The 15,865-nt window shown below is 66.6% G+C and carries 15 protein-coding genes; 9 read left to right on the top strand and 6 right to left on the bottom strand.

The annotated features are described in order from the left end of the window. The first annotated feature begins 32 nt into the window (after positions 1-32). The 4 genes from FU260_RS05125 to FU260_RS05110 all read left to right on the top strand — a co-directional run bounded on the left by FU260_RS05125 (position 33) and on the right by FU260_RS05110 (position 4,226). Positions 33-1,142 (top strand): O-antigen ligase family protein, encoded by a 1,110-nt coding sequence (locus tag FU260_RS05125; protein WP_147916079.1) that lies wholly within the window; start codon positions 33-35, stop codon positions 1,140-1,142. Continuing rightward, positions 1,139-2,287, top strand: a complete 1,149-nt coding sequence (locus tag FU260_RS05120; protein WP_147916078.1) for a glycosyltransferase family 4 protein — start codon at positions 1,139-1,141, stop codon at positions 2,285-2,287. The genes FU260_RS05125 and FU260_RS05120 overlap by 4 nt, the downstream gene beginning before the upstream one ends. Positions 2,288-2,343: 56 nt before the next feature. After that, the gene (locus FU260_RS05115; protein ID WP_168211660.1) at positions 2,344-3,183 is read left to right on the top strand and encodes a D-glucuronyl C5-epimerase family protein; all 840 of its coding nucleotides are present in this window, start codon (positions 2,344-2,346) and stop codon (positions 3,181-3,183) included. A 443-nt stretch (positions 3,184-3,626) separates the two neighbouring features. After that, positions 3,627-4,226 (top strand): glycosyltransferase, encoded by a 600-nt coding sequence (locus FU260_RS05110; protein ID WP_147916076.1) that lies wholly within the window; start codon positions 3,627-3,629, stop codon positions 4,224-4,226. 121 nt (positions 4,227-4,347) lie between these two features. Here FU260_RS05110 and FU260_RS05105 read toward each other — a convergent pair whose 3' ends face one another. Then, entirely contained in the window at positions 4,348-5,538 is a 1,191-nt protein-coding gene (locus FU260_RS05105; RefSeq protein ID WP_147916075.1) for a glycosyltransferase family 4 protein, read from the bottom strand. A gap of 354 nt (positions 5,539-5,892) precedes the next feature. Between FU260_RS05105 and FU260_RS05100 the strand changes: the two genes are divergently transcribed. Beyond that, positions 5,893-7,581, top strand: coding sequence for a tyrosine-protein kinase domain-containing protein (locus FU260_RS05100; protein WP_168211659.1), 1,689 nt, complete (start codon positions 5,893-5,895; stop codon positions 7,579-7,581). A gap of 281 nt (positions 7,582-7,862) precedes the next feature. Here the strand turns inward: FU260_RS05100 and FU260_RS05095 are convergent, their stop codons facing one another. Further along, positions 7,863-8,945 carry an IS110 family RNA-guided transposase gene (locus FU260_RS05095; RefSeq protein ID WP_147915652.1) on the bottom strand — a complete coding sequence of 361 codons (1,083 nt, stop codon included), beginning with the start codon at positions 8,943-8,945 and terminating at the stop codon, positions 7,863-7,865. A gap of 178 nt (positions 8,946-9,123) precedes the next feature. Here FU260_RS05095 and FU260_RS05090 point away from each other — a divergent pair, with 178 nt between their 5' ends. After that, the gene (locus tag FU260_RS05090) at positions 9,124-9,702 is read left to right on the top strand and encodes an arsenate reductase/protein-tyrosine-phosphatase family protein (RefSeq protein ID WP_147916073.1); all 579 of its coding nucleotides are present in this window, start codon (positions 9,124-9,126) and stop codon (positions 9,700-9,702) included. Positions 9,703-9,708: 6 nt separating this feature from the next. Next, the gene (locus FU260_RS05085) at positions 9,709-10,758 is read left to right on the top strand and encodes an LCP family protein (protein WP_147916072.1); all 1,050 of its coding nucleotides are present in this window, start codon (positions 9,709-9,711) and stop codon (positions 10,756-10,758) included. Between the two features lie 10 nt (positions 10,759-10,768). Here the strand turns inward: FU260_RS05085 and FU260_RS05080 are convergent, their stop codons facing one another. Both FU260_RS05080 and FU260_RS05075 read right to left on the bottom strand, forming a co-directional pair. After that, positions 10,769-11,752, bottom strand: coding sequence for a beta propeller repeat protein (locus FU260_RS05080; RefSeq protein WP_147916071.1), 984 nt, complete (start codon positions 11,750-11,752; stop codon positions 10,769-10,771). A gap of 77 nt (positions 11,753-11,829) precedes the next feature. Further along, on the bottom strand, positions 11,830-12,351 hold the full coding sequence (locus FU260_RS05075) for a hypothetical protein (protein WP_147916070.1): 522 nt from the start codon (positions 12,349-12,351) through the stop codon (positions 11,830-11,832). A gap of 216 nt (positions 12,352-12,567) precedes the next feature. On the opposite strand from FU260_RS05075, the gene FU260_RS05065 reads away from it, so the two are divergent. Continuing rightward, a complete protein-coding gene (locus tag FU260_RS05065; protein WP_147916069.1) occupies positions 12,568-12,849 on the top strand; it encodes a PIN domain-containing protein in 282 nt (93 codons plus the stop codon). 301 nt (positions 12,850-13,150) lie between these two features. Here the strand turns inward: FU260_RS05065 and FU260_RS05055 are convergent, their stop codons facing one another. Next, positions 13,151-13,693, bottom strand: coding sequence for a dihydrofolate reductase family protein (locus tag FU260_RS05055; protein ID WP_147916068.1), 543 nt, complete (start codon positions 13,691-13,693; stop codon positions 13,151-13,153). Positions 13,694-13,798: 105 nt separating this feature from the next. On the opposite strand from FU260_RS05055, the gene FU260_RS05050 reads away from it, so the two are divergent. Further along, a complete protein-coding gene (locus FU260_RS05050) occupies positions 13,799-14,449 on the top strand; it encodes a TetR/AcrR family transcriptional regulator (protein ID WP_147916067.1) in 651 nt (216 codons plus the stop codon). Positions 14,450-14,511: 62 nt separating this feature from the next. On the opposite strand, the gene FU260_RS05045 is transcribed toward FU260_RS05050, so the two are convergent. Further along, a complete protein-coding gene (locus FU260_RS05045; protein ID WP_235912429.1) occupies positions 14,512-15,795 on the bottom strand; it encodes a guanine deaminase in 1,284 nt (427 codons plus the stop codon). Positions 15,796-15,865: the final 70 nt, after the last annotated feature.

The raw sequence follows: 15,865 nt of genomic DNA, 5'->3' as shown, positions 1-15,865 counted from the left end.
GCGCTGTGCCGCGCCTCATTCCCGTTGTCCTGGTGATTGCCACGGCTATGACGGCGGGCACCTCGACGATAGGGCCCTACCTCGCCGCCAGCCTGCTGGTCACAGCAGGACTCATCATGGGGCTGACCTCGCGCACCGAGCGTCTTAGCAGACCACAGATGCACGTCGTTGTGCTCCACGTGCTGTTGCCGTTGCAAATTCTGGTGACCGCGTGGCTACGGCCCGGAAACCTTGAGGTCATAGTGCTCCTCGGGGTCACCGTTGCCACCGCCTGGATCACCGTCACCGAGATCGCCCGCCGCCTGTGCCCGCGCAGCGCGGAACGCGCGCTATTGCTGGGCACCGCCGCTCTCGCGGTCGCCTACTTGTCCTACGCGGTGCCGCGGCTGGGCTCGCAGTCTCGGTACGCCTGGGTGGACGTAGCCACAGGTGGCCAGTGGCTCAACGGGAACGCCCTCGCCCTCCTCTTCCTCATCGGGTTCGCAGTCGCGCTGGCGCGGATATTCTCGACGACCCGCTCGCTCCTGCACCTGGTCACAGGCGCCCTGTGCGCGGGCGGTCTGCTGATGACCTTCTCTCGCAGCGGCTACCTGGCTCTCGCGGTGATGCTCCTGATCCTCACCGTAGTACGGCGAAAGGCCATCCTCGCCGTCGCTGCGCTCGCGACGCTGCTACTGACTGTCGTACCGAGTTCCGTACGCGACCGCATCGAGTTCACGACCGCCACCGGTGGCCTGGATCCTTCCTCCTCCGCCCGGCTCGACCTGTGGGAGTCCGCACTGGGCGTGATCGCCGAAACGCCACTGCTCGGCAGTGGAATCCACGCGCTCTCGTTGGCCATCGAGGAGCAAGGCGGGCCGGCTGGGTACACGTTCGCGCACAACAGCTACCTATCGCTGCTGGCGGGCTTCGGCCTTCCAATCGGGCTGCTGGTCCTTGGGACGATCACCGCCGCGTGGCTGCGTCGGTTCCGTGCAGCGCAGCTCGGCGGCTCAAGCACCAACCTCGCCGCCATGCTCGCCGTCACCGCAGCGGCCGTCTGTTCCTTCTTCGGCGAGCCGCTGCTCACGCCGATCACGATCGTCCCGCTCGCGACCCTGCTGGGCCTGCCCCGGGAGCGCAGTGCGGGGGATACGACATGATGCGGGTCCTGCAAGTGTGTGGGTCAGCAGACGGAGCATCGTGGTTCGTCGATCAGGTCACGGAGCTCGAAAGGCGCGGCTACCAGATCGAGGCGGTGGTCCCGGGCGACGGTACGGTCAAGGAGCGGCTGACGCGGACGGGGACCCGTGTGCACGTCATCCCTTTTCGCGGCTATCACCCCAAGGATCTGCGCCGGCTCATCCGCGCCTACCGTGACCTCAGCGCCCTCATCCGGAACGGGTCCTGGGACATCGTGCACGCTCACCTCTTCAAGTCCTTCATCCTGGCACGCGTGATTCTGCGGGGCCGGCGCGCACCGCGGCTCGTGACACAGGTCGCCGGCACTGTCCACCTGCAGAGCCGGCCCCTCGCCGCGATCGACAGGGCGACGCTGCGGTGGGACACGATCCTTGTCGGATCGTGCACCGAGTTCGCCCGGACCTATGCTCGGCGCGGCTCGCGGCGTACAGCGGTGAGCTTCTACGGTTGCCGCACCGAACGGTTCAACCCCGCCACGTCAGGCACTGCCCTGCGCGACCAGTACGGGCTGGCCCCGACCGACGTCGCCGTCGGCCTCATCGCCCATATGTACCCCACGCAGCTGAAGTCGTTCAGAAATATCGGTGTCAAGGGCCACGAGGTGTTCATCGACGCTGCCCTGGCGCTGGCCGAGCAAGACTCACGCCTGCGCTTCTTCATTGTGGGCGACGAGTTCGTTGGTGACGGGAGTTACCGGCGTGAGCTGGAACGCCGTGCGGCGCCGCTGATCGACAGCGGTCGGATGCATTTCCTCGGACATCGAACCGACATGCCTGACATCCTCGCCGGGCTGGATATCCTGGCCAACCCCTCGCTGAGCGAGTCGGCGTCGTACACGATGATCGAGGCTTCGCTCATGCGGCGGCCGGTGATCGGTTCCCGGGTGGGTGGGCTCCCCGATACCATCGTCGATGGTCGGACTGGCTTGCTCGTGCCCCCGGGGGACGCCGAAGCTCTGGCGCACGCCGTGCGACGCCTCGCCGACGACCCGAAGGCTCGCCAACGGATGGGGAGGGAGGGCCGCTCCCACGTGCGGGAGATGTTCGACATCACCAAGACGGTCTCCACTCTCGAGGAGATCTATCGGGAGGCTGTCGAGCTATGACGACACGACTTGGCCGTCTCGTTCGGCGGGCTCTCGCCTCCGGCACGCAGTACCGAATGCTGCCGCGAACACGGTGGGCGACCCTGTACCCCATCGACTGCACTGTCTTCGGCCTGCAGTTGGCCGACCACACGCTCGCGGTCCGCCGGCCCGGCGACGACGGCACTGAGTTTCTCCACCCGGTTGCCACGTCCTTCCGGATCCTCGCCCGCCTGCAGGTCGACGACGGTCTCACCGAATCGAACAGGGGTGCCGTAACCAGTGCTGTGCGAGCACTGATGGCGGCTCAGCAGAAGGACGGGTCCTGGCGATACCCGGTGAGCGTAGCCCGCTACGGCGTGGCGCCTGGATGGTCCTCCGCGATGGCGCAGGGGCTGGCCACATCCGCATTGCTGAGGAGCGCGGACGTCCTGCCGGACGCAGAATCGGCGGTCGCACATGAGCGCATCCACGCGGCGGTCGCCCATCTCCTGCTTCCGGTCGAGGACGGCGGGTGCAGCACGTATGACCCCGAGGGGAGGCCGTTCCCTGAGGAGTGCCCGGCGACACCTGCGCCGTACATCCTCAACGGCGCAGCCTTCGCTCTGCTGGGTCTGCACGACTATGCGCGTGCCACCGGCGAAGATGTCGCCGCTAGTACCGCGCACCGCCTGAACGACCTGCTGCCACGATGGGACATCGGCTACTACTCTCGATACGACCTACTCGGCCAGTCACCGAGTTCGCCGGACTACCACCGGCTGCACATTGCCCTTCTGTCCGTTCTCGAGGAGCTCTACGGCATGGAGTTCGGCACCTATGCCCGACGATTTCACGAGTACGAGCGCCGTCTACCCTCCCGGCTACGCGCCCGTATGCTGTTGGCAGTGGACCGACTGTTCGTCACGAAGGTCTGACGGTGGCGAACGAGACGAGGATCGTCCGTGTGGTTGGCCCACAAGCATCGGCCCACATCACGCTGTGGGTCGAGGAGTTGCGCGGGCGGGGCTGGGACGTCCGAATGGTCGGGCTGAGCACGGCGAACTCCCCGGTCTCACGCCGACGCCTTCTGCCGTGCGTAATCACGGAGTGGCTGCGCCGCCGCCCGCAGGTCTCCATCGTCCACTCACTCGGGACCCATGGACTGCTCGGGGCGCTCCTTCCCCGCGCATCCCGCACCGTCGTGGTGCCGTGGGGCAGCGAGGTCGAGGCAGCGACCCGGTCCACCGCACGGCGTCGAATCGCCGCCTTCGTCCTCCGGCGAGCGAACCTGGTGCTGATGACATCACGCGATATGGCAACGACAGTCGCGAGAGTTTGGCCGCCTACCAGAGCCGCCACCGAGGTCCGTTCCTGGGGCGTGGCAGAGACCGCACTCACCGAACGCACCGACGACGTCCGGGCGGCAGTTCGCGCTCGCCTTGGGCTGTCTGAGAAGCACCTCCTTGTGCTGGCGCCACGCGGCCTGGGTACCGTCTACCGTCACGACGAGGTCCGGCACGCGTTCACCGCTGCCCACGCCGCCCGACCAGAACTTCGTCTCATCGAGATCGATACGACAGTCGGGCATGCCGGCCGAGCCGTCGTGCATCGCACGGATGAAACGCTCACGCTGCCGCGGCAGCCGCACGATGACTTGCTCGATCTCTTCGCCGCGGCCGACGCCGTCATTTCGGTGCCGCGAGCCGATCAGCGGTCAACGACAGTTCTTGAGGCGATCGCGTCCGGTGTGCCCGTGCTGCTCAATGACCTGCCCGTATATCGCGAGCTCGCGGACGATGGAGCGAGCGTCACGCTGCTCGCGGAGCCGCTGGTCGAATCGCTCACCCATGCATTGACGTCACCAGGAACGGTCGGCGTCCGCGTGGGAGCCAACCGGGACTGGGCTCGCATGAAGGAAGACCGTCACGCGCTCTTCGACGAGATCGTGCAACTGTGCACGGGAGCGATCCGGCACTGACCATCCGCAAATCATCGTGGATCCGTCGACAGACCGAGGTGTCGACCCGGCCACTCCCAGACGAATTCGCGTCCATACCGCTCTTTGGTACCAGATCCGCTCCCGGCTCTCGCTCGTCGAGTTAACGCGTACCAGATTTGGAAGTACGGAGGACTTCCGTGATAACGCCCTGCAACTTCCGTCGGGAGTTCGTGCGAGAGTAGTCGGAGTCCAGGATTCGACTCCCAGCCGCAACTCTTGCGCTCCTTTCGCCACGGCTCATTTTTTTGACACGCGAAACCGTTTCAGCGAGCGAATCTGCTGGACCCAAGAGGACGGACTCGTCCTCGGGGAACACTAGGCGTAAGCCCTTCTCGCAATTGCTTACCGCCGGAATACCAGCAGCAACGTAGTCGAAGAGCTTATTTGGACTCATCCCCTTCTCGAGGACAGACATCGGCGCCAGGGAGTGAATACCGACGTCAAACGCTGCCAGGATCTCCATCAGCGCGGACTTAGAAACACCGTCCCAGAACTCAACGTTCGCGAGATGCTCTGCCATGGCCTGGGCCATGATTTGCGCTTTCGCCGGGCCGTTGCCCATGAGCACGAACTTGACGTCAGGAAGTTCACGAGCCGCATCCAGAACCAGGTGCAGACCGTTCGCTGGGCCATGGGCTCCGGCGAATATCGCGGAGAAGCCGGCAAGGCCAAGCTTCTGACGCATGGCTGATCGATCATAATCCATGGGGACGACCCAAGGATCGGTCCCGTTCGGCACGACGGTCACGCGAGAGTCCTGGATGCCGAGCGAGGAGAAATGTTCGCGCCACCCGGGCGTCACCGCGACGATGTGATCCGCCGCGTTCAGAACGCGCCTTTCCAGAGAGGAGAGCATCCTGTGGATCTTGCTATCACGACGAATGACTCCAGCAGCGACCATTGATTCTGGCCAAAGGTCACGCACCTCGACGATCAGGGGGACGCGCCTCACCCGTGAGATGATCACGCCAGCCGCAGGTGCAAACAGGTGCGGACTCGAGGCATACACGAGGTCCAGTGGCCTGCTGCGAAAACTACGAACAACCACTCGGGCCGCATACACCAACCAGCCTGCCACACGCTGAGCGGGATGGCCCGCTTGCGCTGGAACCGGGATCAGGTCAAACCTGTTGTCTGTTGTGGTAAATCGCTCCTGGCTGTAGTGGTTTCGATTTCCAGCCATGATGCGTACCGTCCACTCTTCGAGATGATCGAAGAGTTCGGCGTGCCGGGTTCCGCCTCCCTGGTCACGTGGCAGAGCGAACTGGTTGAGCACAAGGACGTTCTTCATGTTCTTACATCACCGGAGAAGGCTTGTCCGTTACCGCCCGCTCGGGTCAGGCAGTCGTCGCCCGGCGCCTGGCCGGCTGGCCGGCTGTGGCAATGTGTTGAGAAGTGAGCACCCGCACGAGCAGGAGCGCACGTCGCGAACTCCGCGGAGCTTCCTGATGCTCCGTTTGGAATTTGGGATGGTCGATCTCTTCCGCCGGCGTCAAGGAGCGTGGCTGTCCCGCCGGGCCGCACGTCTCCCCCTGCGAGGATTCGTGATGCTCTTGCGGTGGGTGCCGGGTGGTCCGCTAGACCGGTGATGGAGGCTTCGAAAGACGCTGCCGGGTTGATAGTGAACCCGATCCGCCGGAACGGAGTGCGGCAGGTGGCATCACGCATGGTCTCGAGCATATCGATGGGCGTCTCCTCTAGTTGCTTCCCGATGACGCGACCGATCCTGTGCGACTATGTCAGCAGTCATCGACCCGTCTCTGGAGACCCTGTGGAGTTGCGCGACTACCTGACCGTCATCCGCAAGCGATGGCTAGCCATCGTGACGGTCACACTGGGCGTACTCGCACTGAGTGCGGCCGTGACGCTCGCAGCCACCGCAACCTACACGGCGCGGACGAGCCTGTTCTTCGCCGTGGAGGGCAGCGCGTCCGTTTCCGACCTCGCTCAAGGGACCACATACACCCAGCGCCAGGTGGAGTCGTATTCCGAGGTGGCGACCTCCCCCTATGTGCTCGAACCCGTGATCGAGACGCTCGGCCTGGGTACTGACGTTGAGACACTTGCCCAGCAGATCGACGTCACCGTGCCCGAGAACACCGTAATCATCGAGATCGCGGTAGAAAGCGAAGAACCTCAGCAGGCGGCTGACCTCGCCAACGCTGTCGGTACCGAACTCGCTGCCGCTGTCAGTGACCTCTCCCCCGATGGCGGGGAGCAGGGTGAGTCGATCCGGGCGACGATGATCTCGGCTGCGACCGCCCCGGGGAGTCCCTCCTCTCCGAACACCCCGCGCAACCTCGCCCTCGGACTCGTGCTCGGTCTCTTCGCCGGCGTCGGCCTGGCCCTGCTGTTCGAGGTGCTGAACACCAAGGTGCGCACCGAGACTGACGCTGCCCGGGTCACCGATGCCTCAGTCGTGGCGACGATCGGCTATGACGACACCGCCTCGGCCCATCCGCTCACCGTTCATGCAGCTCCCGACTCGGCGCGGTCCGAGTCGTATCGCCGCCTTCGGACGAACCTGCAGTTTCTTGACCTCGCCGACGAAGCCGGCACGATCGTGATCACGTCTTCCCTGCCACAGGAGGGAAAGACCACCACGGCGATCAATCTCGCGATTGCGCTCGCCGAAGCCGGCACCCGCGTGCTGGTGGTGGACGCGGATCTACGGCGCCCACAGGTGGCTAAGTACATGCAGATCGAGGGTAAGGTGGGCTTGACCACTGTGTTGATTGGCCGAGCCACCCTGGCCAGTGTCGTGCAGCCGTGGGGAAACAACAATCTTCATGTCCTCCCCTCCGGCCGTATCCCACCGAACCCGAGCGAGGTACTCGGCTCGCAGGCCATGGAACAGCTCATCGACACGGCCGCGGAGCAGTACGACGTCGTGCTGCTCGACTCCGCTCCGTTGCTCCCGGTCACCGATGGCGCCATCCTTGCAAGCAGGGCAAGCGGTGCCCTGTTGGTCGTGGGCAGCAACATCGTCCACCAGGCACAGTTGACCAAGTCGTTGCAGACACTGGAAGCGGTTGACGGCCGGGTTCTCGGGCTGGTGTTGAACAAAGTGCAGAAGAAGCACACCGACGGTTACACCGCCTACCACTACCACCCGACCTACAGCTCGCGTACGGAAAGCGACGCGCGATCTCGAGAGAAGCGAAGAGAGCGGCAGCGAGTCCCTCGTGATCGTGCGGCCGCGTCTCCGCCTGGCCATGCTGTCGAAGCCAGCGGCGAGCCAGATCCGATCCCAGCGCGGGTATCTGGTGACGAACTGGCGGAGACCGGGCGAGAGGCAGCTCCGCCGCGACATGCCTCGCCAGCTGATATGTAGCCGTTTTTGTCAAGTGGCAGGGTGAGGCGCCCGTCCCCCGTTACTGGGGGCGGGCGCCTCTGCTTCGCCGGCCTGGGTAGGTGGTGAGCGTGTCGTTGGCGACGCGCGGTCAGACTGATATGCGCGGGTTGGTTACCGCAGGACGGGGTGTTCGGCAGGAGCGGTCCGCGTGTCTAGGGTCGAGCGTGGCCTGGCCCAGGGGCCCGGTTGCTCATAGCTGTGTCGCGGGTCGCTCCACGCGCTGCTCCCACCGCGTTGGTCGGCGAAGCGGTCTGTGGGGACTATTCCTCGAGTACTGCCAGGGACCAGCACCAGCCGGCCAGTTCTCGGGCGATGGCGACGTTGGCGACCACGTGGCGCTTGCGGCGTTCGCGGAAGGTGTTCCAGCGCTGGTGCAGGCGCCGGTTCCCGGCATCGCCACGGGCCCGGGCAGCCGGTGGGGCCAGTTCCCAGCGGTCCTGGATGGTCTTGCCGATCACGTAGCGGGCTCGGTGGTGCCAGGCGGCTTCGACCAGGAGCCGCCGCACGTGAGTGTTGCCGGTCTTGGTGATCGAGCCCTGGACCCGGGAGGCACCGGAGGAGTACTCCGAAGGGACAAGGCCGACGAACGAGCCGATGCTGTTTCCGGTGAAGCGGTGCCAGTCGCCAACCTCGACCGCCAGGGCCAGTCCGGTCAGGTCGCCGATCCCGCGCAGGCAGCCAAGGCGTCGCACGATCGGAGTGAATTCACTGTCCGCGGCCATCGCCGCGATCGCTTCATTGAGGCGGTCCCGGCGCGCCTGGACCGTCAACACAGCCTCGAAGTCAGACTCATAAGTCAACTGCAGTGCGTGCGACTCGAACCGCTGTCGGCGTAGCCACGCCTCATGCACGCCGGTCCAGGCCCGCCCATCGGAATAGACGAGCCCATGGCGCAGCAGCAGCTTGGAGAGCCGGTGGCGAGCCCGCATCAGATCACCACGGGCGTCCTCACGAGCACGGACCAGATCACGAGCATTTTCCTCGTCCACGGTCGGGACCCTCACGGCGGTGAACTCATCCAGCCGGAGCAACCGCGCCAGATGCACCGCGTCCCTGGCATCGGTCTTCACACGATCGCCACTGGGGCGCTGCAACTTCGACGGCGCCACCACCTCGCACCGGATCCCAGTCGCCATCAGATGCCGATACAACCCGAACCCTGTCGGGCCAGCCTCATAAGCGACCGCCGCCGGGCCAGGCAGGTCGTTCACCCAGGATCGGATCTCCTCATGCGAAGGCGTCAATCTAGTTCGGAAGAACTCGCCCGTGACGCCATCGATCGCTGCAGCAACGACCGACCTTGCGTGCACGTCGAGCCCCACACTCGTACGCTCGGTAAACACCGGGGCCTCCCACAACTGTCGGATAGGCCGAGCAGGCGGCCCCTGCTCGGTAACCCACGAACATGTGTGAGAGAGGCCCCGGCCCGCAACCCCTCCACGCCGGACAGGTCACTACATACCGTCTAGTCGTCGACGTCCCTGACACGCTAGCGTCCAGGATCGGGGAGGAGTCGTCGCGATGACTACAGCCGGCATGCCGCCGTACCGGATCCTCGCGGTGTGCACCGGCAACATCTGCCGGTCCCCAGCGGTGGAACGCCTGCTGGGTAGTGCCCTGGATGCCAGCGTGGAGGTTCGCAGCGCCGGAACTCACGCGCTGGTCGGGGAACCGATCCATCCACCGATGGCGACGCTCCTCACCGCGGTGGGTGCCGCCGTCGACGGCTTCCGCGCCACGCAACTGACCGAGTCCACGGTGCGCCAGGCGGACCTGATCCTCACCCTCACCCGACACCACCGCGCCTCGGTCGTGGACCTTTGGCCCGGCGCGGTGCGGCGCACGTTCACGCTCGCCGAGCTCGCTCGCGCGCTGCAGCTCGTGGACCCTGCAGAACTGCCGGCTCGGGCCTCAGCCGCAGAACGCCTGACCGCAGCACTCCCCCAGGCTGCCGTGCTTCGCGGACAGATCGTGCCGACATCACCGGATGCCGATGACGTGATCGACCCGTACGGGCGAGACGAAGAGGTCTACCGCGAGGCGTTCGCCGCCATTCGAGAAGCGGTCACATCGATCGCGGACGTCGCGCAAGGGCGGTAGACGGAAATGTCCACGCACACTAAGCGCCGTTCCCGCACCAAGCTGGCACTGGTGATCTCGCTCTCGCTCGTGGCAGTACTGGTGGTGGGTGCCGTGGCTGGCGCGCTGATCATCCAGCACCGGCTGGACAGCGCCATGGAGCGCTTCGGCGACCCGTTCGCCGATCTGGGCACCGACCGCCCGACCGTGCCGGCGCCGTCGGAGGAGGAGAGCGAAGACGGTGATCCGGTGAACATCCTGATGCTCGGCTCGGACAGCCGGATCTCCGCCGGCGACCCGTCCCAGTGGCAGGCCGGCGCGCAACGCACCGATGCGATCATGATCGCATCGGTCAGCGGGGACCGGGAGTCGGTGACGATGATGTCCATTCCGCGCGACTCCTGGGTGCCCATTCCCGGCCACGGCGAGAACAAGATCAACGCGGCCTACTCCTTCGGTGGGCCGGCCCTGATGATCCAGGCCGTGGAGGACCTCACCGATATCCGCATCGATCACATGGTGGTGACCGACTTCGAGTCCTTCCAGGACATCACCGACGAGCTCGGCGGAGTGGAGATCACGCTCTCCCAACCGCTCGACGTACCGGGCGGGGCAACGCTCGACGAGGGCAAGCACACGCTGACCGGTGAGGAAGCACTGGCCTACACCCGGCAGCGACACGGCCTCTCCGGTGGTGACTTCTCTCGGATGGAGCGTCAGCAGAACTGGATGCGCGCCATGCTCGCCTCCGCGTTCGACCGGGATGTGCTCACGAATCCGGTCCAACTCAATGATCTGCTCACGGTGGTGGCGGAGAACGTGTCTGTGGACGAAGGGTTCACCATCGGGGAGATGCGCAGTCTGGCGCTCTCCATGCGGGATATCCGGCCCGGAGACGTCAACTTCATCAGTGCACCGGTGCTGGGTACCGGGTGGAGCCCGGACGGTAGCCAGTCGATCGTCAACCTCGATCCTGACGTTCTGGAGGAGGTGTCCGAGGCGTTCGCCGAGGACCGGATCGCCGACTACCTCGAGGACAACCCGGAGGTCGAGCAGCTCGGCTCCTCGGTGGAGTAGCGCGGCCCGCTCACCAACTCGCCCCGCCGTCCGTGGAGACCAGCACCTCGTCGCCCGCCCACAGCCACGCCATCTCACCGTTCAGCGCCACGGCAACATTTCCTGCCTCCACGTGACCGACCTCGGCGCAACCGGTGGGGGTTCCGCCCGCTCCCCCGCCGGAGGTGCCGATCACCCGGACGGCGACGCCGTCGCAGCCCGCTTCCAGCGAGGCCAGCACGTAGGACTGCACTTCGGAGTCGGGATCGAGCTGGGGTGCGATCGCCACCCCTCCCTCGGCACTGCCCACAGACCCCCAGGAGGCCCCGGAGTCGGTGGTGGCCTGCAGGTCGCTATCGGTGCACAGCACCATCGCCACGGTGTTGCTCAGCCCGGCGAAGTCCACCATGTCCGCCTCGCACGGGACCGCCTCGCCGGCCGGACCCACGATGGTGTTCCGGTCAGCGGGCTCGGTGTACCAGGAGCCCCCGAGCTCCTCGTTCAACTCCTGCCACTCGGCACCCGCGGAGGCGGAGATCTGGAAGTTCGGACTGCACTCGGCGTCGCCGCCGATGGCGAACATGGTGTCCTCATCGAGCGCCTTGACGCGCACGATCGGCCCCAGGCCGGGGTCGACGGCATCCCAGGACTGGCCGCCGTCTGCGGTGACCTCCAGGGTGCCCGGATCCTCGCAGTTGCCGGCACTGGCGCGCCAGGCGCGGTCGGCGGAAGCGGCGGTGAGCAACCGCGTGGTGGGTACCGGCTCCGGCGGTTCGTCAGTCGACTCTCCGGTCGGCTCCTGAGTGGGCTCCTCGCTCGCCATCTCCGACGGGCTGGGCTCCTCCGACGGGCTTTCTTCGGCCGTGGATGAGTTCGTGGGCGGTGGCGTAAACGGCGTTCCGTCGCTGGCCGGAGCCTGCACCGGACGCAGCGCGAAGCCCACCAGAACGGCCGTCACCACGAACAGCGCCGCGAGGCCGATGGCCGCGAGACGGTTGTCCTTGAGCCAGCGCATGGCAGCCGATTCTAGTCCGGCGGGCAGACCTCAGGAGTGGATCGATCACATCCCCGGCCACTAGTTTCGGGCACCGGCTACCTACCGGAATCACCCAGCATCCTCAGCGCTGCCCCGACATCGAGGTCGTGCTCCGCCCCACCCCAAGCCACCTGCGCCCGGTCGGCTCCGAACGCCGCGGTCATGGCCGGATTCTCCCACTGGCCCGGCTCCTCCGGGCGACCCTCACCGTCCAGGCCCCCCGGCGCGCCGTCGATCGTGAACAGCCCATCGAACTCCACGGCCAGCACGGGTCGCCCCGACCGCACCACTCGCACGCCGGGGTTGTCCCGCTCGGCGGTCCACACCACCTCGGTGGCCTCCACCGTGGCCGCGAACTCGGCGAACGTGCCGTCCCGGTCCACGTCGCCGACCAAGCAGGCCCACGCCCTTCCATCCTGCTCCGGCGTCCACTCCTGCCAGGCCTGGTCCCCGGCACGGACCGGCCGGAACCCGCCAGGCGTCGCCACTGCGAGGTAGCCGGAACCCACGCGTCCGATCAGCCACTCCCCCACACTGGCCCATTCGTCGAGCTGGTCGGCCGGGAGTCGCGGTGCCATCCGGTCAGTTCCACCAGCTCATCCAGGATCCGAGTTTTCCCGGCCCTGTCCGCACCCCGATAGGCCAGCGCCTTCTTCTTCGTCACTGCCTTGCGTTGACTCATCGTCAGCTCCATCCGCGATGCTGCCCACGCGGAGGTACTTACCTGAGGCAACGACACACTCACCCGAAGGTTCCAACCTGAGGCAACGACCCCGCACAAGCGGAGACTTTTCATGAGTCAACTCGAGCCCTTGCCCGATCAGCACCAGGCTGCCGTTCTGAGGCAATGGATGGAGTCGGGCGTGCTGGCCGGGTTCGCCGGTCGCATCCTGCCTGTCAGTCTCGAAGTTGCCCTGCACGCGGCGCATCTACACGTACCGGACCCCCGTCCCGAACGTGATGCTTATATTGCGGCGACTGCAGGCGTCCATGGCCTGACGGTCGTGACGCGCAACCTGAAGGATTTTCAGCCGACAGGAGTGGCAGCGCTGGATCCCTGGGCGTACCGCCAGTAGTTCTGACACTCGCTCCACACCGGAGCACCACCTCGAAAACGGATCCGTCCTGCGGACGGGACGAACGCCGTCGGGCTGGTTCTGAGCGGTGACGTACCCCAGCAGACCTTCCTCAGCAGACCGAGATACCCTCCGGCGCCAGCGCGGGATACGGTCGAGGCCGGCCCTGACGAGGGTCGCATCGCGCATGACGAGCAGAGCCGCGCATCTCGTGTTCACCCGCGCGACGGATCCAGGAGGAGAGCGATCGATCGTCGGCCTCAGCGCGCCGGCGCACCTCCTCGAGCACCGTGGAGCCTCACTAGCGCAGGACGCGGTAACGGTGGTGGCTCTCGCTCGCGAAGGCCGATGTCTCGACGCGCTCCAGCTCGATGCGCCGCCCCAGCCCGGCGAACAGCGAGACGCCCTCGCCGAGCAGGACCGGCGCCACGTCGAGGTGGAGCTCGTCGACGAGTCCGAGCAGGAGGCACTGCCGCGAGACGCTTCCCCCGAGCAGACTGACCCACTTCTCCCCCGCCGCCTGCTTGGCGGACTCGACCGCCTGCGCGATGTCGTCGACCACGAAGGTGTACGTGACGCCGTCCCGCTCGATCGGCTCATGATCGCTGTGCGTCATGAGGTACACCGGCACCTTCAGCATGCCGCCGTAGGGGATCTCACCGTCTTCGATGGTCTGCGTCTTATTCGCTCCCCCGACCACGGCGCCGATGCGCTCGATGACCTTCTCGACGACGGCGCCGTCTTCGGGGACGGAGGGCCGACCGAACATCCAGTCGATCCCGCCGTCCGCATCTGCGATGAATCCATCGACGGTCACTGTCGCATGAACGATCACTTGCGCCATGAGCTGCTCCTTCTCGCTAGAGGCGAGTCGGGCAACTCGCCTCTAGCAACGTATCGAGCAAACATGAAGTGAGTCAAGCGACTCACCTCATGGGATACTGGGCGAATGTCACGCGAGCTCTCCTCGTACCACCGTGAGGTCGCCGCGACGAATCGCGGGATGATCCTCGACGCGGCCCTGCGACTGTTCCTCGAGTCCGGTTACGACCGCACGTCACTGGCACGCGTCGCCGAGGGCGCGGGCGTCTCCAAGGCGACCCTGTTCAAGCAGTTCCCGACGAAGGCCGAGCTCTTCGAGGCGACCGTGCTCGCCGCAGGCGGGTCGCCAGACGCCGAGCCCGTGGACCTCCCGACCGGGGGTTTCCGCGCGGGCCTGGTCGCGCTGGGTCGCGCGTATGCGGAGGTGCTGACCCGCCCTCGCATGGTCGCCCTGATGCGTACCGTGATCGCCGAGTCGCCGAGGTTCCCGGAACTGCGCGAGCGCACCTTCGATTTCGGCACGCTGCCCGTACTCGCGACCCTCGGGCGCTATCTTCGAGCGGAGCACGCGGCGGGAACCGCCGACATCGAGGACCCGGATGTCGCGTCCGCCCAGTTCCTCGGCATGATCGCGTCCGCGATCTTCTGGCCGCGCCTCGTGCACGGCACCTGGTCGATCACCGATGATGAGCAGCTCCGCGCCGTCGATGAAGCCGCTGACACGATCACTGCACGCTACGCCGCGCCCGGAGATCGGACTCGTCAGGCTCGGACATAGGCGTGCCGAGTCGCCCCTGTATATCCTTCATGACCCACCGCCAGGTCAGCCCGGGGAGCGCGTTAGTGCACCTGCTCGCCACTCACCCACACCCCGGCAACGTCCGCCGGAGTACCGAGCGAGAAGACCTTCGCGAGCGCATCGCTGGAGCTGTCCGCATGCCGGAGCACCACCTCGAAGGTGGAACCGTCCTGCGGACGGACAAGAACGCCGTCGAAAGCCATCCCCACGGACAGGTGACCGACCTGGTCCAGGCCGAGCGCCTGCGCCCCAGCAGCCGTGGCCAGGTGCAGCAGATGCTCGGGCGCGAGCGGGACGCCGTCGGCCCGGTTCTGCTGGGCGAAGTACGCCAACAAGCCCTCCTTCATCAAGCTGAACCCGGTGCCGCCGCCCACGTCCGAGCCGAGCGCCAGGTGCACTCCGGCGTCCAGGTGCGCACGCATCGGGAACAGCCCGCTGCCCAGCGAGGCGTTCGAGCTCGGGCAGTGCGACACGGTGGTGCCAGTCTCGGCCATCCGAGTCAGCTCGGGCGCCGTGGGGTGCACATCGTGGGCGAGGATCGAGCGCGCTCCGAGCAGGCCGTGCCGGTCGTAGGTGTCCAGGTAGTGCGCGGCCTGCGGAAACAGCTCGGCGACCGTGGCCACCTCGGCAGGGTTCTCGTTGATGTGGCTGGTGAAGTACAGGTCGTCGCGGGAGGCGAAGGTCTGCGCGCAGGCGTCGAGCAGCTCGTCGGTGGCGGACAGGGAGAACCGCGGGGTGACGGCGTAGCGCAGCCGGCCGTGGCCGTGCCAGCTCTCGATCAGGTGCTGTGCCTGCGCGACGGCGGTCGCGGGCGTGGTGTGCAGCGCGTCCTTGAGTAGCCGGTCGCCCACCACCAGTCCGGCGGTGATTCGCAACTGGGACCGGTCTGCGGCGGCGAAGAACAGGTCCATGGCGCTGGCCTGGTGGGCGCCGAACACGAGTGCGCTGGTGGTGCCGGCGCGCTTCAGCCCGGTGAGGAACTCCTCGGCCACCTGGCCGGCGTAGGCGGCGTCGGCCATGTGCTCCTCCTCCGGGAGGGCGCACTGGTCCAGCCAGTCCAGCAGCGGCATTCCGAGCCCGCCGATCGCGCGGACCTGCGGGTAGTGCACGTGGGTGTCCACGAACCCGGGCAGCAGGATGCCGCTGCGGAGGTCGATGACCTCGGCGTCGGGTGCCTGGGCGCGGGCGTCGGCCAGCGGCCCGCGGGCGGTGATCGTGCCGTCGGTGACGGTGAGGGCGACGTCCTCGTCGGCGCGGAGCTCGCCGCCGGTGAACGGGCTGGTGGGCACATCGAGCACCCGCGCCCGGTAGATGATGGTGGTCACGCCTTCCTCCGCACGTCCTTGTGTTTCCGCCTGACGGATTACTGCTTCCACATACTAGCGGGTTGAGGCG

The sequence above is a fragment of the Ruania zhangjianzhongii genome (genome assembly GCF_008000995.1).
Classification (GTDB): Bacteria; Actinomycetota; Actinomycetes; order Actinomycetales; family Beutenbergiaceae; genus Ruania; species Ruania zhangjianzhongii.
This window is presented reverse-complemented; position numbering and strand designations above follow the sequence as displayed.